16 protein-coding genes and 1 pseudogene are annotated in these 18,610 nt (G+C 68.3%); 12 read left to right on the top strand and 5 right to left on the bottom strand.

Annotation, left to right across the window (positions count from 1 at the left end):
- Positions 1-406: 406 nt before the first annotated feature.
- Positions 407-643, top strand: a pseudogene (locus AC1DJH_RS09480) (ParD-like family protein); the annotation flags it as partial.
- Positions 644-771: 128 nt separating this feature from the next.
- The gene (map, locus tag AC1DJH_RS09475) at positions 772-1,593 is read left to right on the top strand and encodes a type I methionyl aminopeptidase (RefSeq protein ID WP_478185517.1); all 822 of its coding nucleotides are present in this window, start codon (positions 772-774) and stop codon (positions 1,591-1,593) included.
- A gap of 15 nt (positions 1,594-1,608) precedes the next feature.
- On the opposite strand, the gene AC1DJH_RS09470 is transcribed toward map, so the two are convergent.
- Positions 1,609-2,562, bottom strand: a complete 954-nt coding sequence (locus AC1DJH_RS09470) for an AraC-like ligand-binding domain-containing protein (RefSeq protein WP_435487518.1) — start codon at positions 2,560-2,562, stop codon at positions 1,609-1,611.
- A 304-nt stretch (positions 2,563-2,866) separates the two neighbouring features.
- Between AC1DJH_RS09470 and AC1DJH_RS09465 the strand changes: the two genes are divergently transcribed.
- On the top strand, positions 2,867-3,499 hold the full coding sequence (locus AC1DJH_RS09465) for a response regulator (RefSeq protein ID WP_435437533.1): 633 nt from the start codon (positions 2,867-2,869) through the stop codon (positions 3,497-3,499).
- 19 nt (positions 3,500-3,518) lie between these two features.
- Positions 3,519-4,799, top strand: a complete 1,281-nt coding sequence (locus AC1DJH_RS09460; RefSeq protein WP_478185516.1) for a phospholipase D-like domain-containing protein — start codon at positions 3,519-3,521, stop codon at positions 4,797-4,799.
- Here AC1DJH_RS09460 and AC1DJH_RS09455 read toward each other — a convergent pair.
- Complete coding sequence (locus tag AC1DJH_RS09455) at positions 4,796-5,215, bottom strand: surface-adhesin E family protein (RefSeq protein ID WP_472124978.1); 420 nt, start codon at positions 5,213-5,215, stop codon at positions 4,796-4,798. The two genes, AC1DJH_RS09460 and AC1DJH_RS09455, sit on opposite strands and share 4 nt — an antisense overlap.
- Positions 5,216-5,358: 143 nt before the next feature.
- Here AC1DJH_RS09455 and AC1DJH_RS09450 point away from each other — a divergent pair, with 143 nt between their 5' ends.
- Both AC1DJH_RS09450 and AC1DJH_RS09445 read left to right on the top strand, forming a co-directional pair.
- Positions 5,359-6,045 (top strand): alpha/beta hydrolase family protein, encoded by a 687-nt coding sequence (locus AC1DJH_RS09450; RefSeq protein ID WP_478185515.1) that lies wholly within the window; start codon positions 5,359-5,361, stop codon positions 6,043-6,045.
- A gap of 181 nt (positions 6,046-6,226) precedes the next feature.
- The gene (locus AC1DJH_RS09445; RefSeq protein WP_478185514.1) at positions 6,227-6,733 is read left to right on the top strand and encodes a ferritin-like domain-containing protein; all 507 of its coding nucleotides are present in this window, start codon (positions 6,227-6,229) and stop codon (positions 6,731-6,733) included.
- A 37-nt stretch (positions 6,734-6,770) separates the two neighbouring features.
- On the opposite strand, the gene AC1DJH_RS09440 is transcribed toward AC1DJH_RS09445, so the two are convergent.
- A complete protein-coding gene (locus tag AC1DJH_RS09440) occupies positions 6,771-7,052 on the bottom strand; it encodes a hypothetical protein (protein WP_472124970.1) in 282 nt (93 codons plus the stop codon).
- A 293-nt stretch (positions 7,053-7,345) separates the two neighbouring features.
- On the opposite strand from AC1DJH_RS09440, the gene xylF reads away from it, so the two are divergent.
- The 4 genes from xylF to AC1DJH_RS09420 all read left to right on the top strand — a co-directional run bounded on the left by xylF (position 7,346) and on the right by AC1DJH_RS09420 (position 11,671).
- On the top strand, positions 7,346-8,368 hold the full coding sequence (gene xylF, locus AC1DJH_RS09435; protein ID WP_472124967.1) for a D-xylose ABC transporter substrate-binding protein: 1,023 nt from the start codon (positions 7,346-7,348) through the stop codon (positions 8,366-8,368).
- Between the two features lie 124 nt (positions 8,369-8,492).
- Positions 8,493-9,683 (top strand): sugar ABC transporter permease, encoded by a 1,191-nt coding sequence (locus AC1DJH_RS09430; RefSeq protein ID WP_478185513.1) that lies wholly within the window; start codon positions 8,493-8,495, stop codon positions 9,681-9,683.
- Position 9,684: 1 nt separating this feature from the next.
- Positions 9,685-10,506 carry an ATP-binding cassette domain-containing protein gene (locus tag AC1DJH_RS09425; protein WP_478185512.1) on the top strand — a complete coding sequence of 274 codons (822 nt, stop codon included), beginning with the start codon at positions 9,685-9,687 and terminating at the stop codon, positions 10,504-10,506.
- 1 nt (position 10,507) lies between these two features.
- A complete protein-coding gene (locus AC1DJH_RS09420; protein WP_472124959.1) occupies positions 10,508-11,671 on the top strand; it encodes an ROK family transcriptional regulator in 1,164 nt (387 codons plus the stop codon).
- Between the two features lie 4 nt (positions 11,672-11,675).
- Here the strand turns inward: AC1DJH_RS09420 and AC1DJH_RS09415 are convergent, their stop codons facing one another.
- Positions 11,676-12,971 (bottom strand): helix-turn-helix domain-containing protein, encoded by a 1,296-nt coding sequence (locus AC1DJH_RS09415; protein WP_478185511.1) that lies wholly within the window; start codon positions 12,969-12,971, stop codon positions 11,676-11,678.
- A 131-nt stretch (positions 12,972-13,102) separates the two neighbouring features.
- Here AC1DJH_RS09415 and AC1DJH_RS09410 point away from each other — a divergent pair, with 131 nt between their 5' ends.
- Positions 13,103-15,217, top strand: a complete 2,115-nt coding sequence (locus AC1DJH_RS09410; protein WP_478185510.1) for a PQQ-dependent dehydrogenase, methanol/ethanol family — start codon at positions 13,103-13,105, stop codon at positions 15,215-15,217.
- Between the two features lie 93 nt (positions 15,218-15,310).
- On the opposite strand, the gene AC1DJH_RS09405 is transcribed toward AC1DJH_RS09410, so the two are convergent.
- Positions 15,311-16,294 (bottom strand): helix-turn-helix transcriptional regulator, encoded by a 984-nt coding sequence (locus AC1DJH_RS09405; RefSeq protein ID WP_478185509.1) that lies wholly within the window; start codon positions 16,292-16,294, stop codon positions 15,311-15,313.
- A 198-nt stretch (positions 16,295-16,492) separates the two neighbouring features.
- Here AC1DJH_RS09405 and AC1DJH_RS09400 point away from each other — a divergent pair, with 198 nt between their 5' ends.
- Positions 16,493-18,592, top strand: coding sequence for a carboxypeptidase regulatory-like domain-containing protein (locus AC1DJH_RS09400; RefSeq protein ID WP_478185508.1), 2,100 nt, complete (start codon positions 16,493-16,495; stop codon positions 18,590-18,592).
- Positions 18,593-18,610 lie beyond the last annotated feature (18 nt).

Here is an 18,610-nt window from a genome sequence, read left to right as displayed (position 1 = left end):
AGGTGGGGGCGGACCCCGAGACCTGAGGTTCGATACTCGCGCCGAATCTAGTTCATCGAAACACGGTCTGAAACCTCCAAACAGCCTATCTAGAAAGACGTAGGCCGACACTGGAGAACGGTCTTGCATGCGCGCCCTCCAGACGTAAGGCTGCGGCCGACCGTCCAACCGACCACCCTGCCATCGAAGCAGTCGATCACAAGCGACAGATGGACCTCGCCCGGTGGTCCAGCCACAGGGGTTCACTCCAATCAAGAGCCACCGACCGCACCTGTCAAAGCCAACCCGCTTCGCCGCGTGTTCCTGTTCGATGGAGCGGCGGTCTTGTGCGGGAACTGTCCCCAGGGTTTTACAACCGGGACTGCGCACGATATGATTCATATACGTTTCATATATAAATTCCATCATGGGCATCGTCAAGATTTCAGACCTCATGCACGAGAACCTGCGCGTCGCGGGCAATGCGCTGAGCCGTTCCATCAACGCGCAGGCCGAGCACTGGATGCGCATCGGCATGCTGGCCGAACTGCATCCCGCGCTCGATCACCGGGAGATCTGCCAGTTGCTGATTCGCGCCGAGCAGGCCGGCGGCTTCGATCTGGCGACGGTGTCGGCCTCGCTGGCCGCGCCGGTGGCGCCGGCTTCTGCGAAATCTTCGGACCCCTCTGTCCCCCCTGTCCCCTCTGTCCCCTCTGGCCCCTCTGGCCCCTCTGGCCCCTCTGGCCCCTCGGCGCGCCCGGCCGCCGCACGCCGCAAGGCCGGGGCGCCCGCATGAGGGCGGGCGTCTCGCTCAAGTCGCCCGCGGAGATCGCCATGTCCCGCGCGGCGGGCGGCCTCGCCGCGCAGGTGCTGGCCCTGATCGGCGAGCACGTGAAGCCCGGCGTCACCACCGAGGCGCTCGACCGCATCTGCCACGACCACATCGTGAACGTGCAGGGCGCCGTTCCGGCCAACATCGGCTACAACGGCTACCCCAAGACCATCCTCACCTCGGTGAACCAGGTGGTGTGCCACGGCATCCCCTCAGCGCAGAAGGTGTTGAAGAAGGGCGACATCGTCAACATCGACGTGGCGGTCATCAAGGACGGCTGGTTCGGCGACTGCAGCCGCATGTACTTCGTGGGCGAGCCGAGCGCGCTGGCGCGCCGGCTGGTCGACACCGCCTACGAGGCGATGCGGGCCGGCATCCTGCAGGTGCGCCCGGGCGCCACGCTGGGCGACGTCGGCCATGCGATCCAGAGCGTCGCGCACCGCGAACGTTTCAGCGTCGTGCGCGAGTACTGCGGGCACGGCATCGGGCAGGTCTACCACGACGACCCGCAGGTGCTGCACTATGGGCAGCCCGGCCAGGGCCTGCGCCTGGAGGCCGGCATGGTCTTCACCATCGAGCCGATGATCAATGCCGGGCGGCGCGAGACCCGCGAACTGCCCGACGGCTGGACCGTCGTCACGCGCGACCATTCGCTGTCGGCCCAGTGGGAGCACATGGTCGCGGTGACGCCCACCGGTTTCGAACTGCTCACGGCCTGGCCGGACGGACCGGGGCACTATGCCCCCATCGACGCCCCCGTTGGCGCCCCCTCCATCGCCTGAGGGCGCAGGGCGCCTTCAGTGGTCTCCCGGGCCCGGCAGCAGGCTGCTGGGCGTCACGCCGAAGGCGTTTCTGAACGCCCGCGAGAAGTGCGACAGGTCGTTGAAGCCGCACTGCAGCGCCGCCTGCGACACCTGGTGCACCCGGCCCTCCTCGAGCACGCGAAAGCTGGCTTCCAGCCGCCGCTGCCACACGTGGTGCATGACGGTGGTGCCGTGCGTTGCGAACACCCGCGCCAGCGTGCGCGGCGAAATGTGCACCGCCGCCGCGATGCCGTCGCTGTCGAGTTCGCTGTCGTCCAGGTGGGCGTCGATGTACTGGCCGGCGCGCTGGTAGACCGAGCCGTAGCGCGACCCCTGCGCGCCGTCGGCCCCGTGGCCGTCCTGCATTTCCATGGCGGCGGTCAGCGTGTCGAGGAAAGCGCCCGCCAGCCGCGCCTGCGCCGCGCCCGGCGCGCCGCCGGAGGAAAAGTCGAACGCCTCTTCCGCCATGCGCATCAGCAGGGTGGCCATCGAGCGGCCCTCGGCAATGCGCACCGTGGCCATCGACTCGGCCCGCGCGAAGCGCGACAGCAGCTGCTGCCGCGGCATGCGCACCAGCAGCGCCGAGGCCGGCGCGAGGTGGTGCACGAAAGGGCGCGCCGCGTCGTACAGCACGATGTCGCCCGGGCGCACCTGCACCTCGCGCCCGCCTTGCTGCAGCAGGGCCGAGCCCTCCTGCATCAGCACCGCCACGAAGTCTTCCTCGGGTGCCACGCGCACGTGGTGGGCCGTGCGGTCGAAGGTGTGCGGCTGCGAACTCATGCGGCACACCGTGAGGTTGCCCAGCGTGTGGCCGGTGAGCGAGCCCTGGAAGTCGCCCGCATGGCTGAACTTGCCGGCCGCCGGAATCAGGCGCTTGCAGACCGACTCGGCCCAGTAGTCGAGCCTGCGGGAGCCGGAAACGTCCGCTGTCGAGTAGTTGAAGTGCATGGGTGCCTTCCGAAGGAACATGGGCCCTGAGCCGTACGCTGGCTGCTGCAGGTGCAACGCACACCGTCGCAAAAAATGTACCAAAGGCACCTGCCACCCCACCCTTGGCGGATTCCCTTAGCCCCCCTTCGGGTGGTTGCGCATCGCCCGTGTCCGACGCGAGCGACAGCGAATGCTGCATTGCCGTGCAGGACAAGGCCGCTTCCTGCTTTTCGGGCCTCCCGGGTGCACGGGCCTGTGGCATCGTCCCCACCCTATCGCGCCGAACCGCCGGCGCTCACCGTTCAAGCAGCAGGAGCACACCATGATCAAGATCGGCATCGTTGACGACCACGCCGTCGTCCGCACAGGCCTCAAGGCGTTCTTCTCCACCTTCGTCGATTTCCGCGTCGTCGGCGAGGCCGCCACCGGCCGGGAGGCCATCGATCTCGTGCGCACCGCGGACATCGACGTGCTCGTCATGGACCTGTCGATGCCCGGCCAGAGCGGCATCGACGCGCTTGCCATGGTGCGCGCCAAGGCGCCGGACCTGGGCGTGCTCATCCTGAGCGGCTACCCCGAAGAACACTACGCGGTGAACCTGATCCGCCAGGGCGCCTCGGGCTACCTGAACAAGGAGTGCGAGCCGGAAGAAATCGCCAAGGCGATCCGCACCGTGGCGCTGGGCCGGCGCTACATCTCGCCCTCGGTGGCCGAACTGCTGGCCGGCCAGCTGGAGCGCAAGGACAACGCGCCGCCGCACAAGCATCTCTCGGAACGCGAGTTCCAGGTGTTCCTGAAGCTCGCCAAGGGCGAGTCGGTGGGCTCCATCGGCGAGGCGCTGTCGCTCTCGGTGAAGACCATCAGCACCTACCGCACGCGCCTCATGGAGAAGATGAACCTGTCCACCAACAGCGACCTGACGTACTACGCGATCAAGACGCAGCTGATCGACTGAGCAGGCGCGGCGTCCAGACGTGGTCCATCGAGGGACGATCAAGACAGTTGTCTGGACCTTCGTCCTGACGCTGGCCGCCACACTCCTGGTGCTCAACCTGAGCAGCGGCGAGAAAAAGCTCGACGAGCAGGTCCGGCGCGAATATGCGCTGCACGACGCCCAGTACCAGCGCGCGCTGGGCGTGATGCTCGGGCCGCCCATCACCGGCGGCAACCGCTTCGAGGCACTGCAGAACGGCGACCAGATCTTTCCGCCGATGCTTGCCGCCATCCGCGGCGCGCAGAAGAGCATCACCTTCGAGACCTACATCTACTGGTCGGGCGACATCGGCCGCACCTTCGCCGACGCGTTGTCCGAGCGCGCCCGCGCGGGCGTCAAGGTGCACGTGCTGCTCGACTGGGTCGGCAGCGCCAAGGTCGACGCCGACTTCATCCGCGAGATGGAGGGGGCCGGCGTGGAGATCCGCAAGTTCCACAAGCCCAGCTGGTACGACATCGCCCGCATGAACAACCGCACCCACCGCAAGCTGCTGGTGGTGGACGGGCGCACCGGCTTCACCGGCGGCGTGGGCATCGCGCCCGAGTGGACCGGCCATGCGCAGGACCCGGACCACTGGCGCGACTCGCACTACAAGGTCGAGGGGCCGGTGGTCGCGCAGATGCAGGCCGTGTTCATGGACAACTGGGTGAAGGTGTCGGGCGACGTGCTGCACGGCGAGCGCTACTTTCCGGCGCTGCCTGCCGTGGGCGAGGGCCGCGCGCAGGTGTTCAGCAGCTCGCCCTCGGGCGGCAGCGAGAGCATGCACCTGATGTACCTGCTGTCGATCGCCGCGGCCACCAAGACCATCGACCTGTCGAGCGCCTATTTCGTGCCCGACGACCTGACCGTGGGCGCGCTGGTGGCGGCCATGAAGCGCGGCGTGCGGCTGCGCATCATCACGCCGGGGCCGATCATCGATTCGCAGACCGTGCGCGGCGCCTCGCGCGCGGCTTGGGGTCCGCTGCTGGAAGCGGGTGCGCAGATCAGCGAATACCAGCCGACCATGTTCCATTGCAAGGTCTTCACGGTCGACGGCCTGCTGGTGTCGGTGGGCTCCACCAACTTCGACAACCGGTCGTTCCGCCTGAACGACGAGGCCAACCTCAACATCTACGACGAGGCCTTCGCCGCCGCGCAGACGGTGCAGTTCGAGGCCGACCTGAAACAGTCGAAGCGCCTCACGTACGAACAGTGGCAAGACCGCCCCCTGCACGAGAAGGCGATGGAGCAGCTGGCCGCGCTGTTGTCGGCGCAGCTTTAGCTGGTGCGCGGCCGGCAGGCGGCACGCACGATGCGCGCGGTCGGGTTGGGCTTCATGTCGCGAAACGCCACGGGCTTGGGCGCATCGGTGTAGTCCGCCTCATGGTGCGGCTTGCCCTGCCACCGCGGCTCGATGTAGTAGCGGGCCGCCACATAGCTGGCGCGGCCTGCCTGGCAGTCGAACACCACGCGCGACTCGTACGAGCGGTAGGCAATGCCGTCCCAGTTCAGGCGCCTGGCCGCGCGGTTCACGCGCAGGTTCATCGCCTTCGGGCTTTCCAGGGACGCGACCCTGTCGGGATCGACCTGGACGGTGTCGGCCACCTCGTCCAGCGGATCGCCCACCACCGTGAACCAGCCCGGCTGCGCATGCGCCACGCAGCCGACCATGCCGATCGCCATCAACCAGTGCCTCACAACCGTGACTCCAGAAAAAGTCCCAAGAAACCGGTGGGGAAGCCGGTGCGGAAACATCAATTTACAGCGAACGCGGTCCGGCGCGTGTCGGACGGCGCCGAAGGCAGCGTCCCACGACCGCATCTCTTCGGCAAACTAGGGCTGTGATCACCCCCCAGAAGCTCTCCATTGCCGTGGCGCCGGACCTCGCCGTGTCCGCGCTTGCCGTGTCACCGCCGACGCCGGAGGCCTGCTGCGTGCTCGCGCACGGCGCCGGCGCGGGCATGACGCATCCGTTCATGCACGCCGTGGCCGACGGGCTCGCGCAGCGCCGCATCGCCACCTTGCGCTACCAGTTTCCCTACATGGAACAGGGCGGCCGACGCACGGACGCGCCGGCCCTGGCGCATGCAACCGTGCGCGCGGCGGTGGCCTGCGCGTCGGCACGTTTCGAAGGCTTGCGGCTCTTTGCCGGCGGCAAGTCCTTCGGCGGCCGCATGACCTCGCAAGCCCAGGCGCTGGCGCCGTTGCCCGGCGTGCAAGGCTTGGTGTTCCTCGGTTTTCCGCTGCACCCGTCGGGCAAGCCCTCCGCCGCCGAGGCGCGGGCGGCGCATCTGCAGGACGTCGAGCTGCCGATGCTCTTCGCGCACGGCCCGCGCGACGCGTTGGCCGAACCCGACGCGTTCAGCGCTGCCACGCAGGCGCTGGGTGCCCTGGCCACCGTGCTGGAAATCGATGGCGCGGACCACGGGTTCCACGTGCTGAAGCGTTCCGGGCGCACCGACCAAGAAGCGCTTGACGACCTGCTCGACGGCATCGCCGTGTGGATGCAGGCCTGGCGCATCGGCTGATTCCAGGTCGCACGCGCGGGGTCGTCATTCGCCTACGCCCGGTTGCCCGATGGGACGACGCCGGTGCGACGCGAACCTTTCAACCATGGGTCTTCGATCAGCCACACAACAACGAAAGGCTGAAACCCCAACCCTTCCTGTCACGCAAACCACGCAGACAGGCAACGAAAGGACTCCAGACATGGCTTACAACGACACCACCGCAGACACCCTCAACACCGGCCCCGTGCTCGCCAACGACGAGGTCGTGGGCGTGCTGAACGAACTGCTCGAAAACTCCCGCGACGGCGAATACGGCTTTCGCGCCTGCGCCGAGGAAGTGAAGAGCCCGGCCGCCAAGCAGCTGTTCGCCAGCCGCGCCGAAGAATGCAAGAAGGCCGAGGCCGAACTGGTTGCGCTGATCAGGGCCTATGGCGGCACCCCCGCCGACGGCGGCACAGCCAGCGGTGCGCTGCACCGCGGCTGGGTGCATGTGAAGGGCTCGCTGGGCGCCAACAGCGAACTGTCGATCCTCGAATCGTGCGAACGCGGCGAAGACACCGGCGTGGCGCGCTATCGCAAGGCGATGAAGCAGAACCTGCCGGCCGATGTGCGCAGCGTGATCGCGTTGCAGGCCGAAGGCGCTCAGCGCAACCACGACCAGATTCGCGACCTGCGCAACGCCGCACGCACACGCGACGCTTCTTGATCCATCGCAGGCGCGGCGGCTCGCGCCGCCACCTGCTTCAGGAATAGGCCGGGGTTCCCCGGCCTTTTTCATGGGCGTTGCCGTGTGCGCCCTCGCCGGGGTAGCGCACGCGTTGCAGTTCCTCGCAGCCCTTCTGCGTCACGGCCAGAACCTGCACCACGCGCAGGCCCGGCATCTTTGCGATGTCGGCGGCCGAGGGCACCAGTGCGAGCACGAAGCCGGCGGCGCGCAGCTTCAACACCGCATCGACGTCCTTCGGCGAAGACATGACGAGGGGCAGCCGCGAGGCGGCAATCTGCTTGAGCATTTCGGTCGACATGGGGCTTTCCTTCTTGTTGGCTGAGCGTGAGTAGGTCTGGCGGATGCGAAACATACCGACCGCCCCAGGTGACCCGCGTAGGACCGCATCCAGCCGCGCGCAGGCAAAACGCGCAGCACGAAACACGCTGCCCAGAGCGCCTTGGCGATGTCTTCGGAGTGCCCTCCCGCCGCTCCGGGAATTCCCGGATGCCCAGAGTCCTGCCGCGATGGGATAGTTAGTTCGCCCTTCAAACTAACTAATTTCTTACACGGTTGATGGCTGCGGGGCGCACCAACACTGGAGAGACATCGATGCAACTGAAACACACCCTGGCCGCCATGGCCTTCGGTTTCACGGCCGTGGGCGCCATGGCGCAGACCGTGGTCGGCGTGAGCTGGTCCAACTTCCAGGAAGAACGCTGGAAGACCGACGAGGCCGCCATCAAGGCCCAGCTCGAGAAGCTGGGCGCCAAGTACATCAGTGCCGACGCGGGCGGCTCGCCCGAGAAGCAGCTGGGCGACATCGAGGGCCTGATGTCCAAGGGCGCCAAGGCGCTCATCGTGCTGGCCATGGACAAGGACGCCATCCTGCCCGCCGTGACCAAGGCCACGCGCCAGAAGGTGCCCGTGGTGGCGTATGACCGTCTCATCGAGGCGCCGGGCGTGTTCTACATCACCTTCGACAACGTCGAGGTCGGCCGCATGGAAGCGCGCGAGGTGCTCAAGGTCAAGCCCAAGGGCAACTACGTGATCATCAAGGGCTCGCCGAGCGACCCCAATGCCGACTTCCTGCGCGCGGGCCAGCAGGAAGTGCTCGACGCCGCCATCAAGAAGGGCGACATCAAGATCGTGGGCGACGAATACACCGAAGGCTGGAAGCCCGAGGTCGCGCAGAAGAACATGGAGCAGATCCTCACCAAGAACGGCAACAAGGTCGACGCGGTGGTGGCTGCCAACGACGGCACGGCCGGCGGTGCGGTCGCGGCGCTCACGGCCAAGGGCCTGCGCGGCATTCCGGTGTCGGGCCAGGACGCCGACTTCGCGGCGCTCAACCGCATTGCGCTGGGCACGCAGACCGCGACCATCTTCAAGGACTCGCGCGAACTCGGCCGCGAAGCCGCCACGGCGGCCGTCGCCATGTCGCAGGGCAAGCCGGTCGACAAGGCCGCGACCTGGGCCAGCGGCCCGAAGAAGGTCTCGCTGCAGTCCCGCCTGCTGACGCCCGTGCCCGTCACGCGCGACAACCTCGACGTGGTGGTCAAGGCCGGCTGGATCAAGAAGGACGAGCTCTGCAAGGGCGTGACGGGCGCGAGCGCGCCCGCGGCCTGCAAGTAATGCAACCGGCGCGATCGTCTTGAAGGCGGCGCGTCTCTCCATCCCCGCAACACAGCTGCCAGCCGGCCCGCAAGGGCGCGGCGGGTGGCCGGTTGCGCACCTGTAGTCCCGAGGGGTTTTGAAAATGAGCGATCCGACACCGGGTTGGTGGCGCCGCACGGGCATCGACCTGCGGCTGGTGCTGATGTGCTTGCTGCTGGTCGTCATGGCCGTGGCGTTCAGCGTGATGTCGGGCGGCGTGTTCCTCTCGCCCGAGAATTTGTACAACGTGGCGCAGCAGACGGCGGTGGTCGGCATCGTGTCCACCGTGATGGTGCTGATCATCGTGGCGCGCCACATCGACCTGTCGGTCGGCTCGGTGATGGGCTTCGTGGGCGTGCTCATCGCGTACCTGCAATACACCTCGGGCTGGTCATGGCCCACGGCCTGCCTCGCGGGCCTGGCCGTGGCGCTGCTGGTGTCCGTCTACCAGGGCTGGCTCACGGCGGTGCTGGGCGTGCCTTCCTTCGTGGTCACGCTGGGCGGCCTCATGTCGTTTCGCGGTGCGGCGTTCCTGGTGGCCGACGGCAAGACGCAGCCGGTGAACGACGAGTTCTTCCAGCGCCTGGGCGGCGGCTACGACGGTGGCATCGGCGTCACGGCCAGCTGGATCATTGCGGGCCTGGTCACGCTGGTGCTGTTCGCGCGCATGGTGCACAAGCGCCGCGCGCGCGCCCGCCACGACATGCCCAACGAGCCGCTGTGGCTGGAGGTGCTGCTCACGGCGGTGCCGGCGGCGGTGGTCATTGCCTTCGCGGCGGTCATGAACCACTACAAGATCGATTCGAAGGACGCGCCGCAGGGCATTCCGATTCCGGTGCTGATCTGGGCGGTGGTGGCGATCGCGCTGTCGTTCATCGTGCACCGCACCCGCTTCGGGCGCTACATCTTCGCGATGGGCGGCAACCCCGATGCGGCGGCGCTGGTGGGCATTCCGGTCAAGCGCGTCACGCTGATGCTGTTCGCGTTGCTGGCGGTGCTGGTGACCATCGCGGCCATCGTGTCGATCGCGCGGCTCAACGCGGGCACCAACTCGCTGGGCACGGGCATGGAGCTGTACGTGATTGCGGCGGCCGTCATTGGCGGCACGGCGCTGGCGGGCGGCAGCGGCTCGATCTTCGGCTCGGTGCTGGGCGCGCTGATCATGCAGTCGCTGGACAGCGGCATGCTGCTGCTCGACGTGCCCATCGGCAAGCGCATGGTCATCATCGGGCAGGTGCTGATCGTGGCTGTCGTCTTCGATGTGCTGTACCGGCGCAAGTTCGGGGAGAACTGACATGGCCATCGAGAACATCGACACATCCAGCCCGCTGGTGGAACTGAAAGACATCCGCAAATCCTTCGGCGGCGTCAAGGCCGTGGACGGCGTGAGCGTCAACCTCTACCCGGGTGAAGTGGTGGCCTTGCTGGGACACAACGGCGCAGGCAAGTCCACGCTCATGAAGATGCTCGCGGGCGCCTACCCCATCGACTCCGGCGACACGCTCATCGCCGGCGAGAGGGTCAACATCCGCAGCCCCGCCGAGGCCCAGTCGCAAGGCATCGAGACCATCTACCAGACGCTGGCGCTGGCCGACAACCTGGACTCCGTGTCGAACCTGTTCCTCGGCCGCGAGAAGATGACCCGCTGGAACACGCTGGACGACCATTTCATGGAAGTGCAGGCGCGCAAGGTGTTCCAGCGCCTGAACAAGAACTTCACCAACATCCGCATTCCGGTGCGGCGACTGTCGGGCGGGCAGCGGCAGGTGGTGGCCATTTCGCGGGCGCTGTACTTCAACGCGCGCATCCTCATCATGGACGAGCCCTGCGCCGCCCTCGGCCCCGAAGAAACCGCCATGGTCGGGCGGCTCGTGAAGCAGCTGAAGGACGACGGCGTGGGCATCTTCCTGATCACCCACGACATGCCCGACGTGTTCTCGCTGAGCGACCGTCTCGCCGTCATGAAGAACGGCAAGCTCGTGGGCACCTACCGCACCGCCGACGTCACCGAAGACGAAGTGCTCGGCATGATCATCGCGGGCAAGCGGCCCGAGGGCAGGGAACAGGCGCCTCACGCAACCACAGCCACGGCGAAGGCGACGGCGACGGCGGCCTGACGTGACCACCATCGGCGACCAGCAGCTGCTCAAGCGCATGAACCGCAGCGTGCTGCTGCGGCTGCTGCGCGCGCAGCCAGGTCTCTCGCGCGCGCGGCTCGCCAGCGAGAGCGGTCTCACCAAGTCGACCGTGAGCCTGCTGGTGCGCGAACTGCTCGACGAAGGCTGGCTGAAGGAATCCGATGCGGCCGTGAACGACGGGCTGGGCCGCCCCTCGACGCCGCTGCAGATCAACGTCGGCGTGCGCGCGCTGATGGGCGTGGAGATCGCCGTCGAAACCGTGCGCCTCGTGTGCGTCTCGCTGCAGGGCGAGGTGCTGTACGCGGACACTCACGCGCTGACCGACGGCTCGCCGGCCGGCGTGTGCGCGCAGGTCGCGCGCATGGCATCGGCCGCCCACGCTCAGCTGAAGAAGCTCGCGCTGCGCCTGTCGAGCATCGGCGTGTGCGTGCCCGGCGCGGTGGACGACTGCACCGGCGTGGTCCGCTTCGCGCCCAACCTCGGCTGGCGCAACGTGAGCCTGCTGCCCGCGCTCGAGAAGGCCTTTGCCGCCGTCGGCCTGCCCGGCGTCACGGTGCAACTGCAGAACGACGCCGACGCCGCCGCGCTCGGCGAGTACGAGTTCGCGGCCGGTGCCGGCAAGGACGGCGAAGACCCGCTCATCTTCGTCAACTGCGACGTGGGCGTGGGCGCGGGCGTGGTGCTGAACGACCGGCTCTTCACCGGCGCGCAGGGCATGGCGGGCGAGATCGGCCACACCATCCTCGAGCTCGACGGGCCGCTGTGCTCGTGTGGGCGCCGCGGCTGCGCCGAGGCCTTCTTCGGCTCGCGCGTGCTGGAACGCCCGGGCGCCGACATGCCGCGCGCCGCGGCCTTCTTCGGCGTGCTGCTGCAGAACCTGTGGGTCACCTTCAATCCGCGCGCAATCGTGCTGGGCGGCAAGGCCTGCGCAGACCACCGCGGCTTTGCGCAGGCGGCGTTCGAAAGCGTCAAGCGCCATGCGGACGGCGCGGGCATGCCGCCGCCGGAGCTGCGCACCGCGCGCTATGACGCGCTGGCGCCCGCGGTGGGCGCGGCCGCACTGGCCTTGCACGAGTACCTGCGGCCGCTGCAGCCCGACGCGAAGGCGCGCCGCGCGCGTGCGCTGGCCCGCGCGGCGGTCTGATCCTTCAATCCGAAGCCGGCGCGGCGGCGTCTTCGCCTTCTTCGCGTTCCTCCCCATCGCGCCAGCCGCGCAGCCGCCGGTAGAGCGTGCCGCGCGACACGTTCAGCTGCCGCGCCGCCTGCGACACATTGCCGCCGTGCGCCGCGAGCGTGTCCTCGATCAGCTTGCGGCTGTGCGCGCGCAGCGTTTCCGCGTGCGCGGCGTGCGCCACGGGCGCGCTGTCGCCGCCGCATGCGCCGGCCTCGGCGGCCATCGCATGCGCGCCGCGTTCGATGCCGATCGGTGCCGCCTCGCCCGGCATCGCCACCGCGTGCCGAAAGTCCACGCCGTCAGAGCCCTTCAGGTGCGCCTGCACCCACACGCCGAGGCCGCTCGCCAGCCGCAGGGGCTGCGCCGCCTCGCATCGGCCGGGCCGTCCCAGCCGCAGCAGGCTCGCCAGGTCGTGCCCCAGCAGGCATTCGACGTCGCGCTCGTGCGCCGCCTCGGGCAGCCGCCCCAGCAGCCGCGCGCCCGCGTTGTTGAGCCATGCGATGGTGCCGTCGGGCGCGATGCCCGCCAGGGCTTCGAGCGGCGTGCCCAGCAGCGTGGGGCTGGCCTGGAAGCGCAGGATCAGGTGGTCGCGCGACTGCGCCTGCAGCAGCCGGTTCTCGATGGTCGTGGCATAGAGCGCCACCACCGACGCCGCGTCGAAGCCGAAGCGCCGCGCCTCCGCCGTCAGGTCGAGCACGCCGGCAAGCTGCCCGTTCACGCCGCGGATCGGCGCGGCCGCGCACTGCATGTGGCACAGCACGTCGAAGTAGTGCTCCGCGCCGTCCACCGTGCAGGCCTGCCCGGTGCTCGCCACGATGCCCGGCGCCGTGGTGCCGACGATGCGCTCGGAAATGTTCACGCCCACGCGCGCCGTCTTGCGCAGCACCGGCTGGTGCGCGGCGGCGGGCTGGTCGGTGACGTGCACCACCACGCCTTCGCTGTCGGTCAGGATCACGCGGCAGTCGGTGCCCGCGAGCATGTTTTCCATCTGCGCGAGTTCCTGCCGCGCCACCTCGAGCAGCTCGCGGTTGCGCCCCAGCGTGGCATGCAGCCGGCTCGGCGTGACGGCGTCGAAGGGCACGATGCGCTGGCGGTCGGCGTGCGTTCGGCTGCAGCGCAGCCACGACTGGATCACCGCCTCGCCCACGAGGCCCGAGGGGCGCACGCCTTCCTCGAAGAACTGTTGCCGCGCGAGCGCCACGCGCTGCGCCGGCGTGCTGGCAAAGAGCTGGCGCGGCGCATCCGCCGTGCCGATTCTGTCGAGGGCCATGGGTTCGTTGCCTCCCGGTTCGGGACCAGCGTCGAATGTGTTCCGCAATGGAACATCGCCGGACTGGGGAAATCCCCAAGATGAAGGCAAGGCCCGCGCGAACGATCCTTGCGGCACAAAGGAGACCTGCGATGACAAAAACACCCACCGGGCTGCTCGTGCTCGCCGGCGCATTGCTGTGCCTGGGCGCATCGACCGCGGCCACGGCCCAGAATGCCCAGGACCGGGCGGCCGCCGCCACGAAACGCGTCGACGGCGGCTTCATCCGTGCCAATGCCGCGCAGAAGAAAACCCCCGACTGGCCCAGCGTCGGCCTCGACTACGCCGAGTCGCGCTTCAGCAGGCTCGACCAGGTGAACGCGGCCAACGTGAAGGACCTGGGGCTGGTCTGGTCTTACAACCTCGAGTCGACGCGCGGCGTGGAGGCCACGCCGTTGGTGGTGGACGGCATCATGTACGTCACCGCCTCGTGGAGCGTGGTGCACGCCATCGACACCCGCACCGGGCAGAAGCTGTGGACCTTCGATCCGCAGGTCGACAAATCGAAAGGCTACAGGGGCTGCTGCGACGTGGTGAACCGCGGCGTGGCGCTCTACGAGGGCAAGGTCTACGTGGCGGCCTACGACGGCCGCCTGATCGCGCTCGACGCGGCCACCGGCCAGACGGTGTGGGAGAAGAACACGCTCGACGGCCAGAAGGGCAGCTACACCATCACCGGCGCGCCGCGCGTGTTCAAGGGCAAGGTCATCATCGGCAACGGCGGCGCCGAGTACGGCGTACGCGGTTTCGTGACCGCCTACGACGCAAAGACGGGCGATCAGAAGTGGCGCTGGTTCGTGGTGCCCGGCGACCCGAGCAAGCCCTTCGAGGACGCATCGATGGCGCGCGCCGCCAAGACCTGGGACCCGAGCGGCAAATACTGGGAGGTCGGCGGCGGCGGCACCGCATGGGACAGCTTTGCCTTCGACCCCGAGCTCAACCTGATGTACGTGGGCACCGGCAACGGCTCGCCGTGGTCGCACAAGGCGCGCAGCCCCAAGGGCGGCGACAACCTCTACCTGGGCTCGGTGGTGGCGCTGGACCCGGACACCGGCAAGTACAAGTGGCACTACCAGGAGACGCCCGGCGACAACTGGGACTACACCTCCACGCAGTCGATGATCCTGGCCGACATGAAGGTGGACGGCAAGCCGCGCAAGGTGCTGCTGCATGCGCCGAAGAACGGCTTCTTCTTCGTCATCGACCGCACCAACGGCAAGTTCATCTCGGCAAAGAACTTCACCGAAGTGAACTGGGCCACCAGCTATGACAAGAACGGCCGGCCCGACGTGGTGGCGTCCGCGCGCGACGGCACCAAGCCCAACGACGCCATCCCCGGCCCCTTCGGCGCGCACAACTGGCACCCGATGTCGTTCAACCCGCAGACCGGCCTGGCCTACCTGCCCTCGCAGCATGTGCCGATCAACCTGATGGACGACAAGGACTGGAAGTTCAACGAGGACGTGCCCGGCCGCCCGCATTCCGCGCTGGGATGGAACACGGCCAAGTTCGCCAACGCCGAGCCGCCCAAGAGCAAGCCCTCGGGTCGGCTGGTGGCCTGGGACCCGGTGACGCAGAAGGAGGCCTGGGGCGTGGACTACGTGTCGCCCTGGAACGGCGGCACGCTCACCACCGCCGGCAACCTGGTGTTCCAGGGCACGGCCGACGGCCGCCTGCTGGCCTACAACGCCAAGACCGGCGAGAAGCTCTGGGAAACGCCCACCGGCACCGGCGTGGTGGCGGCGCCCTCGACCTACATGGTCGACGGCAAGCAGTACGTGTCGGTGGCCGTGGGCTGGGGCGGCGTGTACGGCCTGGCGCAGCGCGCCACCGAGAAGCAGGGCCCGGGCACGGTCTACACCTTCGCGGTGGGCGGCACCGCCAAGATGCCGGACTTCGTGCAGTACCGCATGGACAAGCTGGTGCAGGGCGTGAAGTACGACCCCGCCAAGGTCCAGGCCGGCACCATGCTCTACGTGAGCAACTGCGTGTTCTGCCACGGCGTGCCGGGCGTGGACCGCGGGGGCAACATTCCCAACCTCGGCTACATGGACGCGGCCTACATCGAGAACCTGGACAAGTTCATCCTCAAGGGCCCTGCCATGGCGCGCGGCATGCCGGACTTCACGGGCAAGCTCTCGGGCGACGACATCGAGAGCATCAAGGCCTTCATCCAGGGAACGGCGGACGCCGTGCGGCCGAAGTGACGGGTGACGGGGTGAGGAGCCGCTGATCGCGGGTCGGCTCAGGGTGCCTGCGCCCTGAGTTCACATGGGCGCGGGGCGGCGCGGCGCGGCCGCTCAGTCCGCCAGCCGCAGCTCGTGGATCAGCCCGGCCACGTTGCCCACTTCCAGCTTGTCGTAGATCGACTGGATGTGGTTGCGCACCGTGGCGGGCGAGCGGTTCAGCAGCGCAGCGACCTCCTTGTGCGTGTCGCCCTTGGCCAGCAGCTCGGCGATGGTGCGCTCGCGCGGCGTGAGGCCGTCGGCGCGGCAGCGCGGGCGCACGCTCAGGAACAGCAGGCGCTGTTCGAGCCGGTACGTCATCACGACCTGCCGCCCCTGGAAGGCCGACTGCGCCGTCATGAAATGCTCGAGCAGCGGCGGCGGCAGCGACTGGCGCGCCCAGCCGGCGAACTCTTCCTGCATCAGCGCGACGAAGTTCACGTCGCAGTGGTAGATGGCGCCGCGCAGGTCGGCAATGGCCGCGCCGCGCCGCTGCGTGCTGGGTGCCGGCGCCAGCGTGCGGTCCAGGTGCATCACGCGGTTGAGCGCCAGCGCCTGCATGAGGTGCGGTGACAGGCTGGCCAGCAGGTGCTCTTCCTCGGGCTTGCAATGCGCGTCGGGGTCGGCGCGAAACAGCGACACCCACTGCATGAAGTTGGACCGCGGGTCGCTGTCCATGGTGATGAAGATGTTGTTCTGGTCGTAGCGCCGCACGTAGTCCAGGAAGGGCGCGTACTTGGGCCCGCTCCACCACTGCGCTGAGTTGAAGCCCCGGGTGCCGTGGCCCTTGCCGAAGAAGCTCGCCGCGGCTGAGTCGAGGTGCTTGTACGTGTCGTACTCGGCCATCATCTCGGGCGTCTTGCGGTGCAGGTGCAGGGTGTGCACGTCGATGCCTTCGGCCGCCGTGGTGGCCGTGCCCCACATCGACGAGTCGAAGGGCAGCACCGGCTTGATGAGGTCGAGCGCGGCGTCCTGGAAGGCCTGGATGGGCAGTTCGTGCGACAGCCGGTACAGCTGCAGCAGCAGCGCACTGAAGTCGGGCAGGTCGGGCTTGCGCATCGACACAGTCTTTCACCTGCCGGGGGGTACCGCATCCCCTCTTTCCGTGATTGTGCGCACCGGCGTGCGAATGATGCATTTGCATCATTTTATTTCTGTGAACGAAAGATATCGTTTGCAGCACGCCCCCGGTTGCCCGAGGCCCATTCTTCAGAGAGCCCATCCATGACCCCCTTCGTGAAGCAAATTCCCCATGCCTTGTCTATCGTCACCCTGGCGCTCCTGGCCGCCTGCGGGGGAGGTGGCGGCGGCGGCAGCGGCGGCAATTTCGGGTTCGTTCCGGCCACCTCGACCGGGGGCGGCGGTGGCGGCGGCGACCAGCCCGCGGCGCCGGCCACCATGCTGAGCGGCACCGCCGCCACCGGCGCGGCCTTCGCCGACGCCACGCTCACCGTGTTCGACCAGACCGGTGCCAAGGTCTGCGAGGTGAAGACCAACCCCGACGGCACCTACACCTGCTCGCTGCCCGCGGGCACCAAGGCGCCGCTGGTCATCCAGGCCGTGCGCGACGACCTCACGCTCTACAGCACCACCGCGAGCACGGCCACCGGCACCACCAACGTCACGCCGCTGACCACCGTCATCGTGGCGCAGCTCTCGCCCAACGGCGACCCGTCGAAGCTGGCCGCGGCGATCCAGGCCGACGCCGGTGCCGTCACGCAGGGCTCCATCAGCGCGCAGGTCAGCAAGCTCGTGGCCGCGTTGCAGCCGCTGCTGGACGCGCTCAACCTCAGCATCGACCCGATGAGCGGCGTGTTCGTGGCCAACGGCACGGGGCAAGACCGCGTGCTGGACACGATCAACGTTTCGGTGCGCCCGGACGGCGCGGCCGCCAACATCGAGATCACCGTCAAGGCACAGCCGGCCAGCGAGCAGAGCGCGCCCGTGTCCATCGTGTTCCGCAGCGGCGACGCCAGCATCACGCCGCTGCCCGCCGTCGATGCGGCGGCCCTGGTGCAGCCGCCCACGCCGGCCATGGTGCAGGCGCTGCTGGAGCGCATCAACGCCTGCTACGCGCTGCCGGTCGGACAGCGCGTGAACAGCCCCATCAACCCGGACGGCAACGCTTTCGGCACCGCGGCCAACGTGGTCGCGCCCGAATGCCGCACGCTGTTCGTGGGCGACAGCCCCGAGGCCTTCCTGGCGGCCGGCGTGCCCATCGGGCGCGCGAGCAACGGCGCGCGCCGCTCGTTCGAAAGCCTGTTCCGCTTCGGTCCCACCAACCTGAAGCACGACCGCGGCAACTTCGAGTATTTCTACGCCAACGGCGACATCGCGCTGACCTACCGCTGGACCGACGTGCTGGGCAACACCGACAACGACGTGTTCAACGCCAGGGTGGTGGACGGTGCGCTCAAGCTCACAGGGAACACCAACGCCTACCGTGCTTTCGTGCGGCCCCAGCTGGACAAGAAAGACTTCCTGAAGCACCAGAACCTGGTCTACCAGTCGGTGGGCTACACCTTGTCCGTCGACAACGTGCTGAGCGGTGGCACGCCGATCTTCACGAAGGTGGTGGCGACCACCGACGCGCTCCCGGGCAAATCGCTGGTGCTCGTGCCCAATGGCAACCTGACCTCGCTCGTCCTCACCGCGGACGGCACCGCAGGCGGCACCAAGCTGAATTCGCCGCTCTGGCGCATGGCCGCGCGCTACCAGGACCCGGCCCAATCGGGAAACCCGAGCTCGTTCGAAACCGGCAACCTGTTCGCGTCACCGCAGTTCAGCGACGCCGATCTGTCGGCAATCCCCGACCAGTCGGTCTGGCGGCTCGAGTTCTTCCATGCCGACGCTTCGCCCAACGTGGTGCAGTACGTGCGCACGTTCTCGCGCGTGCCGACCATCGCCGAGGCTGTGCAGACGCCGCTCGTCGAACTCGTGCCCGCCATGCGCGCAGAGCTGCTCTCGGCCGCCCAGGGCAGCCCGCGCGGCATCGTCTTCGGGCCGACGAGCCTGACGGGCCCCAACCGCATCGACTTCAGCGCCGAAGGCGATATGGACGCCTGGGTGGTTCCCAACGGCGCGCTGGCGCCGACCTCGTTCGGCGTGTTCGGTCGGGAGGCTGGAGCGAACGGTCCCCGCTTCAGCGAAACCGTCACGGTGCGCACCACGAATCGAAAGGCGATCGTCGATTGCGTGCCCGTGTCCCAGCAGGATGCCCATTGCGCCCCGGCGAGCAACAACGGCTTCCAGTACGTGCAAGGGGCATCGATCAGCACCTTCACTTTCTCGGCACGCACGGCGCGCCAGGTCGACGTGCGCAAGAGCTTCGAGGCCTGGACCGTCACGCTGCCTTGAACATTGTTGGCGTCGCCG

It is taken from the genome of Variovorax sp. 10N412 (assembly GCF_056394985.1).
Note: the sequence above shows the minus strand (reverse complement) of the source record. Positions and strands in the feature narration are given on the sequence as shown.